Origin of the sequence: Klebsiella sp. KPN54798 (genome assembly GCF_021184225.1) — a bacterium.
GTDB lineage: Bacteria > Pseudomonadota > Gammaproteobacteria > Enterobacterales > Enterobacteriaceae > Klebsiella > Klebsiella pneumoniae.
In genome coordinates this window covers 2,487,194-2,508,872 of the sequence record NZ_CP089234.1, presented here as the reverse complement: position 1 = coordinate 2,508,872, position 21,679 = coordinate 2,487,194, and the positions used below count along the sequence as shown (strand labels likewise).

Here is a 21,679-nt window from a genome sequence, read left to right as displayed (position 1 = left end):
TCAGTCGCCCAGTCCGGGCGGATTGATTTCCGATTGCGGAATGCTTTCCACCCCTTCGCCCCAGCGGTTAAGCACTTTGGCGTAGTCCCCGCTGGCGATAGCCCCGTTCAGCGCCGCCTGGACGGCATTCACCAGCCCGCTGTCTTTTTTCAGCGTTACCGCGATGTGCGCCGCTTTTGGCCAGCCGCCATCGACGCTGCCCACCAGTTTGGTTTTGCCGGTCAGCGCCGCCTTCCACGCGCCAATCACGTTGGGGCCGAAGAAGGCGTCGGCTCGTCCGGTCTGCAGGGCCAGCGTCTGGGCGGCATCATCCTTGGTGTAGACCGGGATAAACGGCTTCAGCCCCTTCTTGACGTTCTCCGCGTTCCACGCCAGCAGGATCGCCTCCTGGTTGGTGCCGGAGCCGACAATAATCTTTAGCCCGGCGATATCTTCCGCTTTGTCAATCTTGCTCAGCGGACTGGTGCTTTTGACGTAGAAGCCCAGCGAGTCTTTGCGGTAGGTGGCGAAATCGAACTTCTCTTTCCGCTCTTTGGTGACGGTAATATTGCTGATCGCGGCATCATATTTGCCGGAGGTGACCCCCAGCGGCCAGTCTTCCCATGAAGTGGGAACCACGTTTACTTCCAGCCCGAGGCTCTCCGCCACCAGCCGGGCGATATCCGCCTCGCTGCCGAGCAGGGTTTTGTTGTCATCGGCAAAGACCGTCAGCGGCGGAGAGTTCAGGGCCGCCACCGCGACGGTGAATTTCCCCGGCACCGCCAGATGCAGATCTTGCGGCAACAGGGCAATGGCCTGCGGATTTTTCGCTGTGTGAATCGGCGTTTTGTTGGCCTCCAGGCTCACTCCGGTGCCATTGATCTTGACGTCCTGACCCCACGATGAGGCGCTAAATGCCAACGCGACGGCCAGCAAGAGTGTTGTTTTCTGCATAGCGTGATTCTCTTTTATTATTTTTGGAATTGATTAGCGGGTAGCGCCAGACCCAGACTTTCCCGCAGGGTGGTGCCCGGATAGTCGCGACGGAACAGTCCGCGCGCCTGTAACAGCGGAACCACCTCGTCCACAAAGCGCGGGAAGGTTTCCGGCGTGCCGCCCTGAATAATGAAGCCGTCCGCCGTGTGCTGCTCGAACCACAGTTGCAGGCCATCAGCGACATCGCTGGCGGTGCCGGTAAAGCGCGGACGCGGGCTGGCTGCCTCCAGAGCCACCTGGCGCAGGGTTAAGCCCCGCTCGCGGGCGTGACGTTTAATCTCGTCGGTGGTGCTGCGGAAGCTGTTTTGTCCGAGGTCGCCAATATCCGGGAAAGGTTCGTCGAGCGGGTACTGCGAGAGATCGTGGTGTTCGAAATAGCGCCCGAGATAATTCAGCGCATCCTCGATGGAGACCAGCGCCGCGGTGGTCTGGTACTGCCGCTCCGCATCCTCGGCGTCATCCCCGACGATGACGCTGACGCCCTGGAAAATATGCAGTTGGTCCGGGCTGCGCTGATATGCGGCGAGTTGGCTTTTGACATCCCGATAAAATGCCTGCGCCTCGGCCAGCGAGTCCTGATGGGTAAAAATGGCATCGGCGTGGCGTGCGGCTAATTTCTTGCCGTCGTCCGATGCGCCGGCCTGGAAAATAATCGGTCGGCCCTGCGGCGTGCGGGCAATATTCAGCGGCCCGGCGACTTTAAAGAAATCGCCGTGGTGATCGAGCGTATGCAGTTTATTTTTATCAAAGAACTGACCAGTCTCCTTATTGCGCACAAAGGCGTCTTCTTCCCATGAATCCCATAAGCCTTTCACCACCTGCAGATATTCATCGGCAATGCGATAGCGCAGCGCATGATCCGGATGTTCGGCCCGGGAGAAGTTTTTCGCCGACCCCTCCAGCGGCGAAGTGACCACGTTCCACCCCGCCCGTCCCTGGCTTAAATGGTCAAGGCTGGCGAACTGGCGGGCGGTGGTAAACGGCTCGCTGTACGAAGTCGATAAGGTCCCCACCAGCCCCAGTCGCCGGGTGATCGCGGCCAGCGCGGAAAGTACCGTTAAGGGTTCGAAGCGATTTAAAAAATGGGGAATCGATTTTTCGTTAATATATAAACCGTCGGCGACAAAAATAAAATCCAGCTTCCCCTCTTCTGCTTTTAGCGCCGTCTGGGTGACGAAATCAAAATTAATACTGGCGTCCGCCTGGGCCGCCGGATGACGCCAGGCGGACATATTTCCCGATGCGCCATGCAATATGGTTCCCAGACGCAATTGTCGATTTTCAGACATAGCTACCCCTTCCCCTGTCATTCGTTAAATGTGTTGTAACGCTTCTTCCGCGAGACGGGCGAAATAGTGCGCCGCGGGCGCAATCAGCCGTTCATCCGGATTAAATGCCGGATGGTGCAAACCATATTCGCTGGCGCTGCCGATGCTGACGAACGCCCCGGGAATATGCTGAAGATAGACCGCAAAATCTTCGCCGCCGAGATGCAGATCGGCATGGTGGGTGCGATACCCGGCCTGGGCTGCCACCTCGCTGGCGAAGTCGGCCCAGCGGGGGTCGTTGACCAGCGCCGTCGGGCCGGCGTACCAGAAGACGTCAATCTGCGCGCCAAAGGCGCTGGCGAAACCGGCCGCAATCTCGCTGACCCGGGCCTTGACCCGCTGCTGCACTTCACTGCTGTGGGTGCGCAGCGTCCCCTCCAGCTCGACGCTCTCCGGCAGCACGTTCCAGGTATTGCCTCCCTGGATCCGCGTCACGCTGAGCACCACCGAGTCGAGGGTGTTCACCTCCCGGCTGGCCACGCTCTGCAGCACCGTCACCAGCTGGCTGGCCAGCAGGATCGCATCCCTTCCTTCATGTGGGCGGGCGGCATGCGCCCCTTTCCCGGTCACTTTGAAGACGAAGCGGTCGACGTTGGCGTAGAACGCGCCGCCGCGGGTGGCAAATTCGCCCACCGGCAGGCCGGGCTCATTGTGCATGCCGAAGATCGCCGACACCTCCTCCAGCGCCCCGGCGCGGATCAGGGTTTTCGCCCCGCCAAAATTTTCCTCCGCCGGCTGAAACAGGATCCGCACCCGCCCCGGGAGTTCCGCTTCCCGCTCCTTCAGCAGCAGCGCCGCCCCCAGCATCACGCTGGTGTGAATATCGTGGCCGCAGGCATGCATTACCCCTTGATTCTGCGAGCGGTAAGGCAGACCGGTCGCCTCCTCGATGGGCAACGCGTCGATGTCCGCCCGCAGGGCAATCACCTTATCGCCGCTGCCGACTTCGGCGACCAGCCCGGTTTTCAGATCGTAGGGCAGCAGGGTCAGCCCGCCGCTCTGCAGCCAGTCGCGGATCCGCGCGGTGGTGGCCACCTCCTGCAGGGAGAGCTCCGGGTTCTGGTGCAGCTCGCGCCGCCAGCTAATCAGTTGTTGTTCAAAGGACATTCAGCACCTCCTTGCCGTAGTGAGCCTGCGCCAGCAGGCGCAGGGAGTGCAGGCGCGCTGGCCCGTCGCTAATAGGGGTATCAATGATGAGTTCATCCAGCTGTTCTTCCGCCTGCAGCGCGTCAAGCCGGGCTTTAACCTGTTCGGGAGTACCGGAGATCAGCGAAGATTCACGGCGGGCAATGCGCGTCGGTCGGCTGCCGGCCTGGCGGGCAAAAGCGACGGCCTGCGCCTCACTGCCGACGGTCACCCGCTGGCCGTTCTCCAGCTCGACGCCCCACACCTCGACCTGCTGCGCCAGCGCGGCGGCGGTGGCCGGATCGTCAGCAACCACCACCTGGACGGCGACCATCGCCTCACGCGGGCTGAGCTCGCGCCAGCGGTTGAACACGGCACGGCGCAGCGCGCTGTCGCCATTGAGATGGGCGGCAAAGACAAAGTTCCAGTCAAGGCGGGCGGCCAGTTCAGCACTCTCCAGGCTGGCGCCGAGCAGAAAACCGTCTGCCCGGCGCGGCGGGATCGGCGTGGCGCGTAGGCTCTCCCCTCCCCCGGGCTCAGTCAGCGACAGCCAGTTATCCAGCTGCGCCAGCTGATCGGCAAAGGTCCCTTTCTCCTCTTGATGCAGGCCCTGCTGCAGGGCGCGGGTGGAGAGCGGCAGGCCGCCAGGCGCCTTGCCGACCCCGAGATCGATGCGGCCCGGCGCGAGGGCGGCCAGCAGGTTAAAGTTTTCCGCGACCTTATAGGGGCTATAGTGCTGGAGCATGACGCCGCCGGACCCAAGACGGATCCGCCGGGTGTGGCCCAGCAGCCAGGCGATAACCAGCTCCGGCGAGGGGCTCGCCAGCTGATCGGTATTGTGGTGTTCAGCGACCCAGAAGCGGTGGTAGCCCCAGGCTTCGGCGTGTTGCGCCAGCGTTAATGTACGCGCCAGCGCCTGCGCGGCGGTTTCCCCGGCGGCAAGCGGACTTTTATCCAGAATACTGATTCGATAAAACATTTCGCAGGCTCATATGAAAGTACGTGCCTGCATTATTAAAATCTCTGCTAACTATTGAGAAACAATTAATTCACATGTGTACTGCTGAAAATTAGATATGCCCGGCTGAACGCTGCGCTTCCAGCTCGCGGAGCAGCGCCTCGGCCTGCCGCGGATTGCGCACCCGGACGAAGCGAATATGACGATATTGCGGATCCTGCATATCGGCCAGATAGCGTCGGCGATGCTGCCGCCAGGTTTTCAGCGTCCAGAGGATGATGGATTCCCGGCTGCAGAACGAACGGCGAAAACTCTCGCAGTTGCCCGTGCCCGGCCACAGCTCCTGATGTCGCCACGCCCGGCTCGCCGCCCGCCATACCGCCTGGCGCAGCGTGCGCCAGAAACCATAATCTACCCAGATCACCAAATCCACCGCACGCCATTTAACGCTGCGGCTGCGATTGTAATTGCCATCCAGCACCCAGCCCGGCGTGGCCGTCGCGGCGGCAATGGCGGCGAAAAATGCCTCATCCGGCGCGCCCTGCCAGTTCGGCCGCCAGTACAGGCGATCGAGCTCGATCCAGGGTAATTCCAGCCGGTGCGCCAGGCGCCGGGCCAAAGTGGATTTGCCTGAGCCGCTGGTGCCGACCACGTTGATATTCATCTCTGTTTCTCCCCGGTTACCAGACTCTGCCTGGCGATACTCTTGAATCATCTTTCGGGCTGCCGTCCCCCCGGTCATGCCGCGCCAGCGAATGTCGGTTCACCTGGCGCTGGCGTTTTTTGGGCCTACTACAATACCTGCCCTGCACAGAGGAATAAATCATCCGCCATAACCATTCTGCTCCACTGCGTCCGGCCATCAGGCTGGCACAATCCTCAGGCCGGGCATACACTCTGCGTACCTGTGAGCAGTATTCATCAATCCGGAAAGATTATGCTAAAAGAGAACGTAAACGATCTGCTCTCCTTTATGGTGGTGGCGCGTGAACGCAGCTTTACCCGCGCGGCGGCCCAGCTTGGCGTGTCGCAGTCGGCGCTCAGCCATGCCATGCGCCATCTCGAAACGCGGCTCGATGTCCGGCTGTTGACCCGCACCACCCGCAGCGTGGTGCCGACCGAAGCGGGCGAGCGACTGATTCAGCGCCTCGGTCCGCATCTGGAAGAGATCGAGCAGGCCCTGGCTGCATTGCGCGACACCCGAGAACGCCCGGCGGGCAACCTGCGCATTACCGCCGGGGAGCATGCCGCCAGCGCGGTACTCTGGCCGGCGCTAAAGCCATTTATGCTGCAATATCCTGATATTAACATCGAAATCACTGTTGATAATGGGCTCACGGATATCGTGGGTGACCGCTTCGACGCCGGGGTGCGTCTCGGCGAACAGGTGGCAAAAGACATGATTGCCGTGCGCATCGCCCCGGATATGCGGATGGCGGTGGTGGGTTCGCCGGCCTATCTGCAGCGGGCCGGTACGCCGCAAACGCCCTGGGATCTTGCCCAACATCGCTGCATCAATCTGCGCCTGCCGACACGAGGGGGACTTTACGCCTGGGAATTTGCCCGCGATGGCCGGGAGATTCAGGTGCGGGTGGAGGGACAGCTGATCCTCAACAGCCTGCCGCAGCGCATCGACGCGGCGGAGGCGGGCCTCGGGCTGGCCTACGTTCCGGATGACTGCGTGGCGGAGGCCTTAGCCAGCGGCCGGCTGGTGCGGGTGCTGGCGGAGTGGACCCCCGCCTTCCCCGGCTACCATCTCTATTACCCCAGCCGGCGCCAGCATACCAGCGCTTTCACGCTGTTACTGGAAACTCTGCGACGCTGATCTCATTGATAAATCTGTCAAATGCTCTCGGTAAATGTTTTAGGTGCGTAACTATTAGGTTACGTGTAGGATTCAGCGCCATGTCTGAGCTTATCTCCTACGTCAGAATGATGAGAAAGCCAGCATAATGTGCCAGCCGTCCTCCATTCCGGCTGCAAACATGGGCATTGACAGGAAACTGATACATCAATGAATACGAAACACGAAAGTGCAGCGGAGCATCATGCTGCAAAACGCCACTGGCTTAACTCACATGAAGCGGGTTATCACAAAGCGATGGGCAACCGTCAGGTACAGATGATCGCCATCGGCGGCGCCATCGGTACCGGTTTGTTCCTCGGCGCCGGGGCACGTTTACAAATGGCAGGGCCAGCGCTCGCCCTGGTCTATCTGGTCTGCGGCATCTTCTCCTTCTTTATTCTTCGCGCCCTCGGCGAACTGGTCCTCCACCGCCCCTCGAGCGGCAGCTTCGTCTCTTATGCCAGGGAGTTCCTCGGTGAAAAAGCCGCTTACGTGGCCGGCTGGATGTACTTCGTTAACTGGGCGATGACCGGGATTGTCGATATCACCGCCGTGGCGCTGTATATGCACTACTGGGGCGCGTTTGGCGATGTGCCGCAGTGGGTCTTCGCCCTCGGCGCGCTGGCTATCGTCGGCACCATGAATATGATCGGCGTGAAGTGGTTCGCCGAAATGGAGTTCTGGTTCGCGCTGGTTAAGGTGCTGGCGATCGTCGCCTTTCTCGTGGTCGGCACCATTTTCCTCGGCTCCGGTAAGCCGCTGGACGGCAATGCCACCGGCTTCCATCTGATCACCGATAACGGCGGCTTCTTCCCGCACGGCCTCCTGCCGGCGCTGGTGCTGGTGCAGGGGGTGGTCTTCGCCTTCGCCTCCATCGAGCTGGTGGGGACCGCGGCCGGAGAGTGTAAGGATCCGGAGACAATGGTGCCGAAGGCCATCAACAGCGTGATCTGGCGTATCGGTCTGTTCTATGTCGGTTCGGTGGTGTTGCTGGTGCTGCTTCTGCCGTGGAACGCCTACCAGGCCGGACAGAGCCCGTTCGTTACCTTCTTCTCAAAGCTGGGCGTGCCATATATCGGCAGCGTGATGAACATCGTGGTGTTAACCGCGGCCCTCTCCAGCCTTAACTCGGGTCTCTACAGTACCGGGCGTATTCTGCGCTCGATGTCGATGGGAGGCTCCGCGCCGAAGTTTATGTCGAAGATGAGCCGTCACCACGTCCCTTACGCCGGGATCCTGGCGACGCTGGGGGTATATGTAGTTGGGGTTTTCCTCAACTATCTGGTGCCATCTCAGGTATTTGAGATCGTACTCAACGTCGCCTCGCTGGGGATCATTGCCTCCTGGGGCTTTATCGTGGTGTGTCAGATGCGTCTGCGCAAAGCGATCAAGGAAGGGAAAGCGGCAAAGGTCAGCTTCAGAATGCCGGGGGCGCCGTTCACCTCCTGGCTGACGCTGCTGTTCCTGTTCAGCGTGCTGGTGCTGATGGCCTTCGATTATCCGAACGGTACCTACACCATAGGATCAATTCCGCTGCTGGCGGTATTGCTGGTGGCTGGCTGGTTTGGTGTGCGTAAACGCGTGCATGAGATTCACAGCACGGCGCCGACGCTGAGGAAGTAACTGGCAGGACTCCCGGTTTGTCCATCGCGGGCAAACCGGGAGGTCAGAACTTAATTATCTTCAACCAGCTGCGACACATCGCTGCTGTTAATTTCCCGCTTATTACCTGACTCATCGATATAGCTGGTCATCCCCGTTTCTTTATCCAGCTGCGGCTTGCCGTGGGTAACGATAGTTTGACCGCTCTTCGTGGTCATAACGTAGTTTGACGAACAACCTGCCAGCAGCGCCAGCATCGCGCCGGCGCAAATCACCATGAATGGCTTTTTCATTTTATCTCCACTGATTACCACTGCCCGCACGTGGCGGGAAAGGGTTAAGTGTATAACCATCTGGTTTGTCAGGCCAATAGGCGTTTGTAACAGAGGGTGAGTCGCCGGGCCAGGCCCGGCGGCATGCGGAGCGCGACCACCGTTTTCCGGTTTCGTCGCGCTGAGGTCTTACAGGGCGATGCGGATCACATCGTCCGGCGCGGTGGCTTCTTTCTCACGGCTGGAAGCCTGTTTCACGCTAACGTACAGCGTTTTGCCGTCCTCGGAGAGCGCCAGGCTGTTGGGGTGAGTCGGCGTTTTAAAGGTCTTCACCACCTTGTAGCTCTTGCCGTCGATAACGCTGACTTCCCCGGCCTTACGATGCGTCACATAGGCTTCGTTGCGCGCCGGGTTAAACAGCACCGCCAGCGACTCCGGCGTGGCGATTTTCTCCAGCACCTTGCCGTCGCGGGTATCGACCACCAGCACTTCCGGCTGCTTGCTGTCGGTAATAAAGGCACGATGGCCGGCGGTATCGAGACTCAGGTTAAGATAGAAATGCGCTTTGCCGTCATCCTGCAATTTTTTGCGCGACGCAATCGTGTTGCTCTCGCTGTCGATGGTCAGCAGTTCGCCATCGGCGTTGGTGGTATACAGACGCTTAGCCTGCGGATCGATCGCCAGACCCGTCGCCATTGCCCCGGTGCCGGTAATGGTCGTTTTCAGCTTCAGGGTCGCGCCATCTACCACCCAAATCACGCTCTCTTTGCCCAGACCGGTAATGTAGACCGTGTTGGTCTGCTCATTGACCGCCAGCTCGCGCGGCTGCAGCGGGCGCACGGTTTCGCTGCGCTGACGCTCGTCCAGCACCAGGCGCCCCTTCACGGCGCCGGTTTTGGCGTCAATAGCGGTGACAGTGCTGTCGACGGTATTGCCAAACCACAGCGTGCCGGTGGCATGGTTGATAGTGGCGCCGAACGGCTTCAGATCGTTGTGAATAATCTGCGTCACGTCGAGGGTGGTGGGGTCAAGACGGTAAACCACCCCGCCTTTGTCCAGCGAACGACTCTGTGATGTGGCGACCCACAGCGCATTCTCCTGCTGGCTGTAGGCCATTTCGTAGGCCCCTTTTCCGACGGCCTTGCGCAGCATCTCTTCCGCGGCGTGGGCGCTAAAGCTGCCTGCCAGCAGCAGAGAAGTGACGAGCAGTGAATGGCGCAGTCGCGGCGCGGCAAAATGACGTAATGACATGACGACTCCCTTTGATAAACCAGTATGTGCTGACCCGACATCGCTTCCGGCGGTAAAGTCCTGGCTTTACCCTTATTATTGAATGCGAATAGTAATCATTATTTATATCAAAGTGGAGCGTTAATTGTTGTTGTGCGGTAAATTCATGCCTGGCGAGCACTATCCGTTAACCAGTAGCAGTTAATAATTTTCAAATATTTTACAAACGAGGTAACATATATACATATGTTCCATTTGGTTCGTCTTTGAGTATTATCGATGAAAATCCTGTCCGTGCGTCACGCCGCCCTCCCGGCCCTGCTCTTGCCGCTCATTGCGGCAGCCCAGGCCGCTGATGAACAAACCATGGTGGTGACCGCCGCGCCAACCACGGTTTCTGAACTGGATACCCCCGCCGCCGTCAGCGTGGTGAATGGGGATGAGATGCGCCAGGCCGCGCCGCGCGTCAATCTCTCTGAATCGCTGGGCGCCGTGCCGGGCCTGCAGGTGCAGAACCGGCAAAACTATGCCCAGGATCTGCAGCTGTCGATTCGCGGCTTTGGCTCGCGCTCAACCTATGGCGTGCGCGGACTGCGCATCTATGTGGATGGCATTCCGGCCACCATGCCCGACGGCCAGGGGCAGACCTCAAATATTGATATCGGCAGCGTTGACACCATTGAGGTGCTGCGCGGCCCCTTCTCTGCCCTGTACGGTAACTCGTCCGGCGGGGTGATCAACGTCACCAGCCAGACCGGCACCCAGCCGCCCACCGTGGAAGCCAGCAGCTACTATGGCAGCTTCGGCACCTGGCACTACGGGATGAAAGCCACTGGCGCCGTTGGCGACGGCAGCCACGCAGGCGATGTGGATTACACGGTCTCAACCAATCGCTTCACCACCCATGGCTATCGCGATCACAGCGGCGCGCGCAAAAATCTGGCGAACGCCCGGCTGGGGGTGCGCATCAACGACGTCAGTAAGCTGACTCTGCTGCTGAATAGCGTGGATATCAAAGCCAATGACGCCGGTGGCCTGACCGCCGATGAATGGCGCGATAACCCGCGCCAGTCGCCGCGCGGCGACCAGTATAATACCCGCAAGAATACCCGACAGACCCAGGCCGGCCTGCGCTATGAGCGCCAGCTCAGTGCCCAGGACGATCTCAGCGTTATGATGTACGCTGGAGAACGTGAAACCACTCAGTTCCAGTCGATCCCGCGCGCGCCGCAGCTGAAGCCGAGCCATGCCGGCGGGGTGATCGACCTTACCCGTCACTACCAGGGGATCGATACCCGGCTGACCCATCGCGGAGAGCTGCTGGTGCCCGTCACGCTCACCGCCGGTCTCGACTACGAAAACATGAGCGAGCGGCGCAAAGGGTATGAAAACTTTGTGATGGTCAACGGCGCGCCGCAGTATGGCGAACAGGGCGCGCTGCGCCGTAACGAACGCAACCTGATGTGGAACGTCGACCCCTACCTGCAGACCCAGTGGCAGCTCACTGACAAACTCTCGCTCGATGCCGGGGTTCGCTACAGCTCGGTATGGTTCGACTCGAACGACTACTACATCACCCCAGGCAATGGCGATGACAGCGGTGATGCCAGCTATCACAAATGGCTGCCCGCGGGCTCGCTGAAATATGCCCTGACCGACGCGTGGAACGTCTATCTTTCCGCCGGCCGCGGCTTCGAGACGCCAACCATTAACGAACTCTCCTACCGCTCCGATAACCAGAGCGGCCTCAACTTCGGCCTGAAACCCTCCACCAACGACACGGTGGAGATCGGCAGCAAGACGCGGATCGGCAATGGGCTGTTCACCGCCGCCCTGTTCCAGACCAATACCGATAATGAGATTGTGGTCGACAGCAGCAGCGGCGGGCGCACCAGTTATAAAAACGCCGGCAAGACCCGCCGTCAGGGGATGGAGCTGGGGCTGGATCAGCAGTTTGGCGAGAGCTGGCGTCTGAAGGCGGCCTGGACCTGGCTGGACGCGACCTATCGCACTAACGTCTGCGACGACGCCAGCTGCAATGGCAATCGCATTCCGGGGATCGCGCGCAATATGGGCTACGCCTCCTTTGGCTATCAGCCGGAGCAAGGTTGGTACGCCGGGAGCGATATTCGCTATATGAGCGATATCATGGCCAATGACGAAAACACCGCCAAAGCGCCCTCCTGGACGGTGGTTGGCCTGACGACTGGCTATAAATGGAGCTACGGCAGGATGGATATGGATCTGTTCGGTCGCATCGACAACCTGTTCGACCGGGAGTACGTCGGGTCTGTCATCGTTAACGAGTCTAACGGACGTTACTACGAGCCTGCCCCGGGACGTAACTACGGCATCGGCCTGAACCTCGCCTGGCGCTTCGAATAACACGCCCCTTCCCCGCCGATGCCTCTCGCGATCGGCGGGCGAAGCGCTTTTCCTTACCGTCTATTCCACCGCCAGGCGGATACCCGCCAACCACCCGCGCTTGACACTCCCCCCTCTTCGTAGTCATATAGTCACCACATAATCACCATGGTTACTATTTATATTGATCGGCACTTTTATCAGCCAGGGAGGGATAAATGGATAATGTCGTTTATGCGGACTGCGTATTGATTAACGGCAAGGTCGCCACGGTGGACGCACATTTTAGTTTCAAGCGCGCCATCGCCGTGAAGCAGGGATGGATTATTAACGTTGGTGAAGACCAGGAGATTCAGCAGCATATTGGTCCCCAGACGCAGGTCATTGACCTTGGCGGCAAACTCATTTTACCCGCCGCGCATGACTCACATATCCATATCGGCTGGCTCGCTGACAGCTGGCATTGCCTGAACTGCCAGGACGTGCGTTCCCTGGCAGTACTGCGGGAAAGACTGCGCGACCAGGCAGCCCGCACTCCCGCCGGGGCATGGATTCGTGTCTGCGGTCTGGATCCAAACGCAATCAAGGAGTGCGCGGCCGAGCAGCGCTCTCTGACGCGCTGGGATATTGACGACGTCACGGCCGATCATCCCACCCTGCTCGCCCTGTGGGACGGTCACTCCTGCATCGTCAACAGCCGGGCGCTGGCCCTCTCCGGTCTTGACGCCAGCACCCCTGATCCCCTCGGCGGACATCTGGGGCGAACGGCCAGTGGCGAACTGGACGGCAATTTCATCGACCTGCCCGCCCTGCATCTCGCATCCGGCACGATGCCCCGTCTGACCGTAGCGGCCCTCAAAGAGAACCTTCTGGCAGCCCAGCGCCTGATGAACAGCGAAGGGTATGCCAGCTACACGGAAGGCGCCATGGGTCCGGGGGAAAACACGCGCGAGGTGGGCGCTGCGGGGGATCGCGCCATCGCCGCCTACCGTGAACTGCAGGATGAAGGAAAACTCACCGCCCGGGTATCCATCGCCTTTTACTCCGCCGAGCGGGGCGTTCAGTCCTGCGCCACCCTGAAGCGCGATCTGGATAGCTTTGATTTCTCCCAGTTCACCGACCGGGACTGGCTGGACTGTCGGACCATAAAACTGTTCTGCGATGGCGTTCCCACATCGCACACAGCGTGGATGAATCAGGATTACGCCGACCGGCCGGGATATCGCGGACGCTCGGTGTTTGGTGGCCCCGAGGCGACCGAGGAAGCACAAGTTGAGGCGCTAAAGCAGATGATTCTGCTGGCTCACCAGCGCGGTTTTCAGGTGGCAGTCCATGCGGTCGGCGATAAGGCGGTAAAAGTCACGATTAACAGCTTCGTGCAGGCGATTCAGCGCTATCCGGGGAGAGCCGACGGCATTATGTGCTGCACGGCTCAATGGGCGATCGGCAAGATTTCGTGACGGCGGCAAAATACGGCATTCTGCTTTCCGAACAACCCTCACCCGGCGGCCCGGCATATGACTATGAACAGCGCGCCCGCTACTGTGGCATCAAGGGGGAAATCTGCAAAGGGCTACGGGATATCATCGACCTTGGGGTCATCGTCGCCGGCGGGTCAGATGGCATTATGGCGCTGGTGAACTGGCGCAAAATGGTTCAGGCAGCGGTCACCCGCAAATCATCTTCCAGCGGCAACGTTATTCGCCCGGAGCTGGCAATTAGCGTGGCGGACGGCGTGCGGATGTACACCATCAATGCGGCCTATCAGGAAGGGAAAGAAGCGGTACGCGGATCGATAGAGGTCGGCAAAGTCGCTGATTTTCAGGTGCTGGACAGCGATATCTTCGCCGTAGCCCATGAAGAGATTGGCGCCAGCCGCGTGGTGATGACCATGGTTGGCGGAAACATCGTCTTTCAAGACTAACCGCGCTCACCCGGCTCAGGTCGCCGGGCGGGCAGCGTGCTGCATTAGCGGAAGGCGCCTGCCCGCCAGAGCATCACGCTTCCGCTACAGGCGCGAATTAAAGCAGATTTCGCAAGGATAACTCGAAAATGATCTTTTCCGCCTGGCAGGAGAAGGCGATGGAGAGGTCGAGTTTCACCGCGTCGCCAGCGGCGACGATGGTGTAATCGACCTGCGGCGGTTCACTGGCCGGCGCTGCGGCGGCAGCACGTTCGCGCACGGCGGCTACGGTGGATTCCGCTTCTTCGCGGCTTGGGAACACCTTCTCGGCCCGGTAGACGCAGTCCTCGTTATCAATGATCGTCCCGACATCAATGGCGCAGCCTTTGGTGCTGCATTTATCTACTACATCTTTCATCGTAATAACCTCTTGAGTTTTCTTAAGGATAAGAACCCGCCCGCCGAAAAGCAAACCATTAATATCCGTAAGGATTAGCAATTTTTCTATTATATCGCGCCGCGCCGGGCGCCATCTTGCGCCACCGCAAAACGAGGCACCATGTTTACGGACGGTCGCGTAACGATATGCGTTGCCCTCGCAGCAATCGTGGTCTCCATCACACTATTCTGCACACCATCTCGTCTGCCTCGCCTCACAGCGTTAATCTGGTCACAGAACAACGCCAACAAGGAGCTGCTATGGCACTGCCGATTATGATTGATTGCGATCCGGGACATGATGACGCGATCGCCCTGGTCCTCGCCCTCGCCTCGCCGGAGCTGGAGGTGAAAGCCGTCACCGCTTCCGCGGGCAACCAGACCCCGGAGAAGACCCTGCGCAACGTGCTGCGTATGTTGACGCTGCTGAACCGGCCGGACATTCCGGTTGCCGGCGGCGCGTGGAAGCCGTTGATGCGCGATCTGATCATCGCCGATAACGTGCACGGCGAGAGCGGACTGGATGGCCCGAGCCTGCCTGAGCCGGCCTTTGCGCCGCAGAATTGCACCGCCGTCGAGCTGATGGCCAGCGTGCTGCGGGAAAGCCAGGAGCCGGTGACTCTGGTGGCCACCGGACCGCAGACTAACGTGGCGTTGCTGCTCGCCAGCCATCCGGAGCTGCACGCGAAGATCGCCCGCATCGTGATCATGGGGGGCGCCATGGGGCTGGGCAACTGGCAGCCGGCGGCGGAGTTTAATATCTACGTTGATCCGCAGGCCGCGGAAATGGTCTTTCAGTCGGGGATCCCGGTGGTGATGGCGGGCCTTGACGTCACCCATAAGGCGCAAATCCTTCCCGCCGATATCGAGCGATTCCGCCAGATTGGCAACCCGGTGTCGACCATCGTCGCCGAACTGCTCGACTTCTTTATGGCCTACCACAAAGATGAAAAGTGGGGCTTCGACGGCGCTCCGCTGCACGATCCCTGCACCATCGCCTGGCTCCTCAAGCCGGAGATCTTTACCACGATCGAACGCTGGGTTGGCGTAGAAACGGAAGGCAAATATACCCAGGGGATGACGGTGGTCGATTACTACCATCTGACCGGCAATCGGCCCAATACGACCCTGATGCTGGATGTGGACCGCGAAGCCTTTGTCGATCTGCTCGCCCAGCGGTTAGCCTTCTACGCCTGACCTCTATGCCAGGCCCCTTTCCCCTGGCGGAAAAAGGGGCCTGTTCAGTCGAAGCCCGCCAGGTTAGTCGTCCGCCGCGACGCGGATCACTACCTTACCGAAGTTCTCGCCTTTTAACAGGCCGATCAGCGCCTGCGGCGCCTGGTCCAGACCGTCGATAAGCTGTTCGCGATATTTAATTTTCCCCTCCTGCACCCAGCGCCCCATCTGCTGCTGGAATTCGGCGATCCGATGCCCGTAATCCTGGCCGATAATAAAGCCCTGCATCCGGATGCGCTTTTTGAGGATGGTCGCCATCAGCAGCGGCAGACGATCTGGCCCGTCCGGCAGCCCGGTGGCGTTATAGCCGCTCACCAGCCCGCAGACGGGTACCCGCGCTGCGGTATTCAACAGCGGCAGCACCGCGTCAAAAACCTTGCCGCCGACGTTTTCATAATAAACGTCAATACCCTGCGGGCAGGCCTGGGCCAGCTGTTCGGCAAAATCATCCGCACGATGGTCAAGGCAGAGATCAAAGCCTAACGTCTCAACCGCATAGCGGCATTTTTCCGCGCCGCCAGCGATGCCGACGGTGCGGCAGCCCTTAATTTTGCCGATCTGTCCAACCGTGGCGCCAACCGGCCCGGTCGCCGCGGCGACCACCAGCGTTTCGCCCGCCTTTGGCTGGCCGATGTCCAGCAAACCCATGTAGGCGGTGAAGCCGGGCATCCCCAGAACTCCCAGCGACCAGGACGGGTGTTGCGGATTGTCACCCAGCTTCACCAGTCCGCTGCCGTCGGAGAGTTCATAATCCTGCCAGCCGCTGTAGCCCAGCACCCAGTCGCCGGGTTGATAATCGGCATGATTTGAGCTGACCACACGACTCACGGTCCCTCCCACCATCACCGCGCCAATGGCCACCGGCGGCGAATAGGACGGCGCGTCGCTCATGCGCCCGCGCATATATGGGTCGAGCGATAAATAAACGGTACGCAGCAGCACTTGACCCGGGCCTGGCGTCGGCACTTCGCTCTCTTCCAGGCGGAAATTCTCTGCCGTCGGTTCACCATGGGGGCGGGAAGCTAGTACCCAGCGGCGATGGCGTTGCGGTTGATCTGTCATAGCAAACTCCTCTTGTTAGCAGACTGTACTGAGGCTAGCTGCTTTATGCGCAACGTGCTTTACCATTAAGAGCCGGATGGCGATTGATTAAGGCGAACCACCAGATAGACGCAGGTCTCTGCGGATTCATTAATAAAGCGACAATCGTTGGGCGGGCCAAGCTCCAGACAATCCCCCGCCTGCATCTCATGGCGGGTATTGCCTTCGACAAACATCAGCTCGCCCTGTTGCAGCCAGATTAGCTGGCGGGCAAGCGCATAGGACGCGGCGGGCATCGGCACATCGCTACCGGGCGGCAGCTCAATCTGCACCAGATCGATCGGCAAATCGCTGCGCGGCGAAACGTGGCGGCGGAGATAGTGGCTTTGCGGGTCGCGCCATACCGGCTGGCTGGCAAAGCGCAGCAGCTTGCCCTCCTGCATTTCCGCGCGGGCGATCAGGGTCGACATACTGATGCCGAAGGCGCCGGAAAGGCGGCCCAGCATCGAGGCGGTCGGGCTGCTTTCGCCGCGCTCGATTTTATGGATCATCGCCCGCGAGGCGCCGGCCCGTTCGGCGAGGTCGTTCAGCGACCAGCCGCGGGACTCGCGCTCGATGCGGATGCGCGCGCTGATGCGCTGATTGAGGTTGTCTTCTATAGTATTCATAACGTAACACTATAGTGTGCGCCCCCCCATTACACAACCATCCACCGAGACGCGTTATTCCCGGGTTAGCCGTTAAAATTATGCTGAAAACGGATGACAGCGTGGCGTTCATTATTGTAATAATATTGTACTACTATAGTGTACGAAAAATTGAGGTTTGCTATGTCCATTCGCCCTGCCATTAAAGACGACTGCGCGGCGATCGCCGAGATCTATAACCATGCCGTCGTCCATACCGCCGCCATCTGGAATGATAAAACTGTGGATACCGACAACCGCATCGCCTGGTTTGAAGCCCGCCAGCTGGCTGGATTTCCGGTACTGGTGAGCGAGGAAGACGGCGTCATTACCGGTTATTCCTCGTTTGGCGACTGGCGGGCGTTTGACGGCTTTCGCCATACCGTGGAGCATTCGGTGTACGTTCATCCCGAACATCAGGGGAAAGGGCTGGGCCGCAAGCTGCTGGTCGCCTTGATCGCCGAAGCGCGACGGCTGAATAAACATGTGATGGTCGCCGGCATCGAGTCGCAGAATCACGCTTCGCTGCATCTGCATGAAACGCTGGGCTTTATCACCACCGGGCAGATGCCGCAGGTGGGCACCAAATTTGGCCGCTGGCTGGATCTGACCTTTATGCAGCTGCAGCTGGATGCGCGTCAGGACCCGGACGGCAAAGCATGAACGCGTCGCTCACTCTCGCCTGCCTGATCGCCGCCGGCGTTGGCCTGGTAGTGCAGAACACTCTGATGGTGCGCATCACCCAGTCGGCGTCGACGATCCTTATCGCTATGCTGCTCAATTCGCTGGTCGGGATCGTTATCTTCGTGACGATGTTACTGCTGCGCCAGGGCGTCGCCGGCTTTCAGGAGCTGGCCCTGAGCGTGAAGTGGTGGACGCTGATCCCCGGCCTGCTGGGGTCCTTTTTCGTCTTCGCCAGCATCAGCGGTTATCAAAACGTTGGCGCGGCGACGACCATTGCGGTACTGGTGGCCAGCCAGCTGGTGGGCGGGTTGATCATGGATTTAGTTCGCGCCCACGGCGTGCCGGTGCGGGCGCTGATCGGACCGTTATGCGGGGCGGTGATGCTGGTGGTGGGCGCCTGGCTGGTGGCCAGACGCCAGTTCTGAGCGCATCTTCAGAGGATCGCGCCGCCTTTGGTCAACTGCTCGCGGCGCGCGTCCTGCTCTTCCTGATGCTGTCGCCCATGATGGGCGATGGCGGTGCGCAGACGCTGCTGTTGGATATAGCGTTCCTCACGACTGAGTTGCGCATCATCACTCAGGGCGATTAGCAGCTCATTCATATGCGCGATAACGCCCTCGGCCAGGGTGTCATCGACTTTGACGATAACCTCATCCAGATGTGCCATCCTGTTCTCCTTTCGCTTAATTCAGCTTCGCTTTGGAAAAATCGCTCCCCATCATGCTGACGGTGTAGCCGCTGACGTTGCTGCGCGTCGCATAGAAGGTTTTCCCGGTCGCCAGGGTGATCCATGGCGCCTGCTGATAAAAAATCTCCTGCGCCTGTTCGTAGAGTTTGGCCCGCGCCTGCGGATCGCTCACCAACAGCGCTTTCTTTACCAGCGCGTCATAGGATTTATCACACCAGCGGGCGGCGTTGGAGCCGGTCTGGATATTATCACAGCTGAGCAATGTGCCAGCAAAGTTGTCCGGATCGCCGTTGTCCGACATCCAGCCATACAGGGCGCTGTCGTGCTCCCCTTTACGCATACCGGCAAGGTATTCGCCCCATTCATAGCTGACAATTTTGGCTTTCACCCCCACTTTCGCCCAGTCGTTTTGGATCATTTCGGCAATGCGTTTTGAGTTTGGGTTGTAGGGGCGCTGGACCGGCATTGACCACAGGGTCACTTCCGCGCCTTGCTCCAGACCCGCCTGCTTGAGCAGCGCTTTGGCTTTCTGCGGATCGTAGTCATAGTCCGGGAGATCTTTCTTATACCCGAGCATCGTCGACGGGATCGGTGATTTCGCCACGCTGCCGGAATCGAGGAATACCGCCTTGACGATCGCCTGCTTGTCGGTAGCGTAGTTTAACGCCTGGCGCACCAGCACATTATCAAACGGTTTTTTCTCGGTGTTAAACGCCAGATAGCCGACGTTCAGCGCCTCAACCGCATGCAGCGCCAGATCTTTATTGCCCTTAATCACCGGGAACTGTACCGGCGACGGCGCGGGAATAATCTGGCACTCGTTGGTCTGCAGTTTCGCCAGACGAGTCTCGACGTTCGGCGTAATGGAGAAGATCAGGTGCTTGGTCGGTACCTCGCCTTCCCAATAGTGGGGATTGGCAATATAGCGGATTTGCGAATCCACTTTATACTGCTGCAGCGCATACGGTCCGGTACCGACAGGCCAGTTATCAACGTTTTCCGGCGTTCCTTTCTTCAGCATCGCCTCACCATACTCTGCCGACAGAATAGAGGCGAAGTCCATGCCCCAGTCGGCAAGAAACGCCGAGTTCGGCTCGTTGAGCTCGAACTGGACATGGTAATCATCCACCTTTTTCACCGATTTAATCAGCTTATCGAGGCCCACGTCGTGGAAGTATTCATAGTTCCCCTGCGATACCTTGTGATAAGGATGCTGAGGATCCATCTGGCGCAGCACGGAGAACAGAACGTCGTCGGCGTTAAAATCGCGGGTCGGTTTGAAGAATTTGTTGCTGTTGAACTTCACCCCCTGACGCAGAGTAAAGGTCCAGGTTTTGCCATCCTCAGAGACGTGCCACTCGGTGGCCAGCGACGGGATCGGCGTATTTTTCACCGGGTCAAAGCTCACCAGACGGTTATACAGTACCTGCGAGCTGGCGACGAACGACGGACCGGAGCTGGCGATCTGCGGATTGAAGGACTCCGGAGAGGCTTCTGAGCAGTAGACCAGAGTGTCATTGCCTGCGGCCCAGGCGGCGCCGGCCGGCAGCAGTGCGCTCAGCAGCAGCGCCAGCGTAGTTTTCCCTGTAGACATGGTTATAAGTCCTGATTATTGATTATAAGAACAGTAATAACAGCACAGCCGCCTGACGGCGGCAAATAATCAATGGCTATCACCTTATGCAAAACGCGTGGAATTTGCTGGTTTAATCGACGTTGCGCTGCTTTTTACGCCAGAGGGCTTCGGGATGATGTGAGCCACACAAAATTCCTGCAAAAAAATGTGCGATAACCGCCCGGCTCACGCTTCCCGTCAGTGCCGCCCGGTACACTGGGGGAACCGCAGAACAAGAGGTTTCCACCATGACAATCACCTGCAATCTGTACATTAACGGCCAGTGGCACGATGCCGAAGGCCGCCGCACCTTTACCCGACGCCACCCGGCCCACGATGAGGCAGCCTCGGTGGCCGCTGCCGCCAGCCTCGCCGACGGCAAACGCTGCGTCGAAGCCGCGGCCTGCGCCTTTCCGCTGTGGCGCGATACTGCGCCGGCGGAACGACGTCGCTTACTGCTCGAGGCGGCGGAACAGATGCTGTTGCGGGAGGCGAAATTTATCGCCGCCATGGCGGCGGAGACCGGCGCGACCGCGCACTGGGCCGGATTTAACGTTCATCTGGCGGCAGATATTCTGCGTGAAGCGGCGGCGCTGACCACCCAGATTGAAGGGCAAATAATTCCGTCCAACGTGCCGGGTAACCTGGCGATGGGCGTCCGCCAGGGGGCGGGAGTGGTGCTGGGCATGGCGCCGTGGAACGCGCCGCTGATTCTGGCCACCCGGGCCCTGGCGACGCCGCTGGCCTGTGGCAACACGGTGATCCTTAAGGGCGCCGAACTTTCCCCCACCGCTCAGGGACTGATTATCGACGCCCTTGACGCGGCGGGCTTCCCGCCGGGCGTGGTGAACTATCTTACCTGTGCGCCTGAAGATGCGCCGGCGCTGGTGGAATCGCTGATCGCCCACCCGGCGGTGCGGCGCGTTAACTTTACCGGCTCCACACCGGTGGGACGCATTATCGCCCGCACCTGCGGACAGTATCTGAAACCAGCGGTGCTCGAGCTCGGTGGAAAAGCGCCCCTGCTGGTGCTGGACGATGCTGATATTGAGCAAGCGGCGGCGGGCGCTGTTTTTGGCGCCTTCGCCAACGCCGGGCAGATCTGCATGTCCACCGAGCGCATTATTGTCGACAATGCCGTAGCGGAGGCGTTTATCCCGCTGCTGGCCAGGCGCGCCGCCGCCCTGCCTGCCGCCCTCACGGGCCCGGTTGTCGATATGAACACCATCGCCCGCTGCAACGCGCTCATTGACGATGCGTTAGCGAAAGGCGCTCGCCTGCTGACCGGTGGTAAAGCCAACGATACCCATATGAGCCCGACCCTGCTGGACGGCGTGACCCGCGAGATGCGGCTGTGGCGTGAAGAGTCCTTCGGTCCGGTGAAAGCGATTATTCGCGTTCATAGCGAAGAGGAGGCGCTGGCGGTGGCCAACGACAGCGAGTATGGTCTTTCCGCTGCGGTCTACAGCCGCGACAGCGCCAGAGCGTGGAACGTAGCGCAACGTCTGCATACCGGGATTTGCCATATCAATGGCCCAACGGTGCATGATGAGGCGCAAATGCCGTTTGGCGGCTGCAAAGCCTCCGGCTATGGCCGCTTTGGCGGCCGGGCCGGGATCGCGGAATTCACCGAGCTGCGCTGGATAACGATCCAGACCCAGCCCCGCGAGCTTCCCTTCTGAGGCCCA

At 59.8% G+C, this 21,679-nt stretch carries 18 protein-coding genes and 2 pseudogenes; 8 read left to right on the top strand and 12 right to left on the bottom strand.

Annotation, left to right across the window (positions count from 1 at the left end; all coding sequences use genetic code 11):
* From LPQ25_RS12080 to LPQ25_RS12065, 4 genes and pseudogenes are all read right to left on the bottom strand, one after another.
* A pseudogene (locus tag LPQ25_RS12080) lies at positions 1-2,264 on the bottom strand (NtaA/DmoA family FMN-dependent monooxygenase).
* A gap of 24 nt (positions 2,265-2,288) precedes the next feature.
* Positions 2,289-3,410: a M20 peptidase aminoacylase family protein gene (locus LPQ25_RS12075; RefSeq protein ID WP_014907515.1), complete on the bottom strand. Its 1,122-nt coding sequence runs from the start codon at positions 3,408-3,410 to the stop codon at positions 2,289-2,291.
* Positions 3,400-4,407 (bottom strand): MsnO8 family LLM class oxidoreductase, encoded by a 1,008-nt coding sequence (locus tag LPQ25_RS12070; RefSeq protein ID WP_014907514.1) that lies wholly within the window; start codon positions 4,405-4,407, stop codon positions 3,400-3,402. Before LPQ25_RS12070 ends, LPQ25_RS12075 begins: the two co-directional genes overlap by 11 nt.
* Positions 4,408-4,498: 91 nt before the next feature.
* Positions 4,499-5,050: a P-loop NTPase family protein gene (locus tag LPQ25_RS12065; protein ID WP_004180132.1), complete on the bottom strand. Its 552-nt coding sequence runs from the start codon at positions 5,048-5,050 to the stop codon at positions 4,499-4,501.
* A 273-nt stretch (positions 5,051-5,323) separates the two neighbouring features.
* Between LPQ25_RS12065 and LPQ25_RS12060 the strand changes: the two genes are divergently transcribed.
* The gene (locus tag LPQ25_RS12060; RefSeq protein ID WP_002906776.1) at positions 5,324-6,211 is read left to right on the top strand and encodes a LysR family transcriptional regulator; all 888 of its coding nucleotides are present in this window, start codon (positions 5,324-5,326) and stop codon (positions 6,209-6,211) included.
* Between the two features lie 189 nt (positions 6,212-6,400).
* Complete coding sequence (gene ansP, locus LPQ25_RS12055) at positions 6,401-7,855, top strand: L-asparagine permease (protein WP_014907513.1); 1,455 nt, start codon at positions 6,401-6,403, stop codon at positions 7,853-7,855.
* Positions 7,856-7,905: 50 nt separating this feature from the next.
* Here ansP and LPQ25_RS12050 read toward each other — a convergent pair whose 3' ends face one another.
* Entirely contained in the window at positions 7,906-8,127 is a 222-nt protein-coding gene (locus LPQ25_RS12050; protein WP_002906779.1) for a YgdI/YgdR family lipoprotein, read from the bottom strand.
* Between the two features lie 168 nt (positions 8,128-8,295).
* Entirely contained in the window at positions 8,296-9,357 is a 1,062-nt protein-coding gene (gene yncE / locus LPQ25_RS12045; protein WP_014907512.1) for a 7-bladed beta-propeller protein YncE, read from the bottom strand.
* A gap of 258 nt (positions 9,358-9,615) precedes the next feature.
* On the opposite strand from yncE, the gene pqqU reads away from it, so the two are divergent.
* Together pqqU and LPQ25_RS12035 are read left to right on the top strand one after the other, a co-directional pair.
* Positions 9,616-11,721 carry a TonB-dependent receptor PqqU gene (pqqU, locus tag LPQ25_RS12040; RefSeq protein ID WP_002906783.1) on the top strand — a complete coding sequence of 702 codons (2,106 nt, stop codon included), beginning with the start codon at positions 9,616-9,618 and terminating at the stop codon, positions 11,719-11,721.
* Positions 11,722-11,918: 197 nt separating this feature from the next.
* Positions 11,919-13,624: pseudogene (locus tag LPQ25_RS12035) on the top strand (amidohydrolase).
* A gap of 97 nt (positions 13,625-13,721) precedes the next feature.
* Here the strand turns inward: LPQ25_RS12035 and LPQ25_RS12030 are convergent.
* Together LPQ25_RS12030 and LPQ25_RS12025 are read right to left on the bottom strand one after the other, a co-directional pair.
* On the bottom strand, positions 13,722-14,021 hold the full coding sequence (locus tag LPQ25_RS12030) for a DUF406 domain-containing protein (RefSeq protein ID WP_002906788.1): 300 nt from the start codon (positions 14,019-14,021) through the stop codon (positions 13,722-13,724).
* A gap of 89 nt (positions 14,022-14,110) precedes the next feature.
* On the bottom strand, positions 14,111-14,341 hold the full coding sequence (locus LPQ25_RS12025; protein WP_041169031.1) for a hypothetical protein: 231 nt from the start codon (positions 14,339-14,341) through the stop codon (positions 14,111-14,113).
* Between LPQ25_RS12025 and rihA the strand changes: the two genes are divergently transcribed.
* Positions 14,303-15,238 (top strand): pyrimidine-specific ribonucleoside hydrolase RihA, encoded by a 936-nt coding sequence (gene rihA / locus LPQ25_RS12020; protein ID WP_002906791.1) that lies wholly within the window; start codon positions 14,303-14,305, stop codon positions 15,236-15,238. The two genes, LPQ25_RS12025 and rihA, sit on opposite strands and share 39 nt — an antisense overlap.
* A gap of 63 nt (positions 15,239-15,301) precedes the next feature.
* Here rihA and LPQ25_RS12015 read toward each other — a convergent pair whose 3' ends face one another.
* Positions 15,302-16,339, bottom strand: a complete 1,038-nt coding sequence (locus LPQ25_RS12015; protein ID WP_002906792.1) for an NADP-dependent oxidoreductase — start codon at positions 16,337-16,339, stop codon at positions 15,302-15,304.
* Positions 16,340-16,404: 65 nt separating this feature from the next.
* The gene (locus tag LPQ25_RS12010; protein WP_014907509.1) at positions 16,405-16,986 is read right to left on the bottom strand and encodes a helix-turn-helix domain-containing protein; all 582 of its coding nucleotides are present in this window, start codon (positions 16,984-16,986) and stop codon (positions 16,405-16,407) included.
* A gap of 162 nt (positions 16,987-17,148) precedes the next feature.
* Between LPQ25_RS12010 and LPQ25_RS12005 the strand changes: the two genes are divergently transcribed.
* Together LPQ25_RS12005 and LPQ25_RS12000 are read left to right on the top strand one after the other, a co-directional pair.
* Complete coding sequence (locus LPQ25_RS12005; protein ID WP_002906796.1) at positions 17,149-17,667, top strand: GNAT family N-acetyltransferase; 519 nt, start codon at positions 17,149-17,151, stop codon at positions 17,665-17,667.
* On the top strand, positions 17,664-18,113 hold the full coding sequence (locus LPQ25_RS12000; protein WP_004180135.1) for a DMT family transporter: 450 nt from the start codon (positions 17,664-17,666) through the stop codon (positions 18,111-18,113). Before LPQ25_RS12005 ends, LPQ25_RS12000 begins: the two co-directional genes overlap by 4 nt.
* Positions 18,114-18,121: 8 nt before the next feature.
* Here LPQ25_RS12000 and LPQ25_RS11995 read toward each other — a convergent pair whose 3' ends face one another.
* Positions 18,122-18,355: a YdcY family protein gene (locus LPQ25_RS11995; RefSeq protein WP_002906801.1), complete on the bottom strand. Its 234-nt coding sequence runs from the start codon at positions 18,353-18,355 to the stop codon at positions 18,122-18,124.
* Between the two features lie 16 nt (positions 18,356-18,371).
* On the bottom strand, positions 18,372-19,970 hold the full coding sequence (locus LPQ25_RS11990) for an ABC transporter substrate-binding protein (protein WP_014907508.1): 1,599 nt from the start codon (positions 19,968-19,970) through the stop codon (positions 18,372-18,374).
* A gap of 269 nt (positions 19,971-20,239) precedes the next feature.
* Here LPQ25_RS11990 and LPQ25_RS11980 point away from each other — a divergent pair, with 269 nt between their 5' ends.
* Positions 20,240-21,673, top strand: a complete 1,434-nt coding sequence (locus LPQ25_RS11980; RefSeq protein ID WP_014907507.1) for an aldehyde dehydrogenase — start codon at positions 20,240-20,242, stop codon at positions 21,671-21,673.
* The last annotated feature ends 6 nt before the right edge of the window (positions 21,674-21,679 follow it).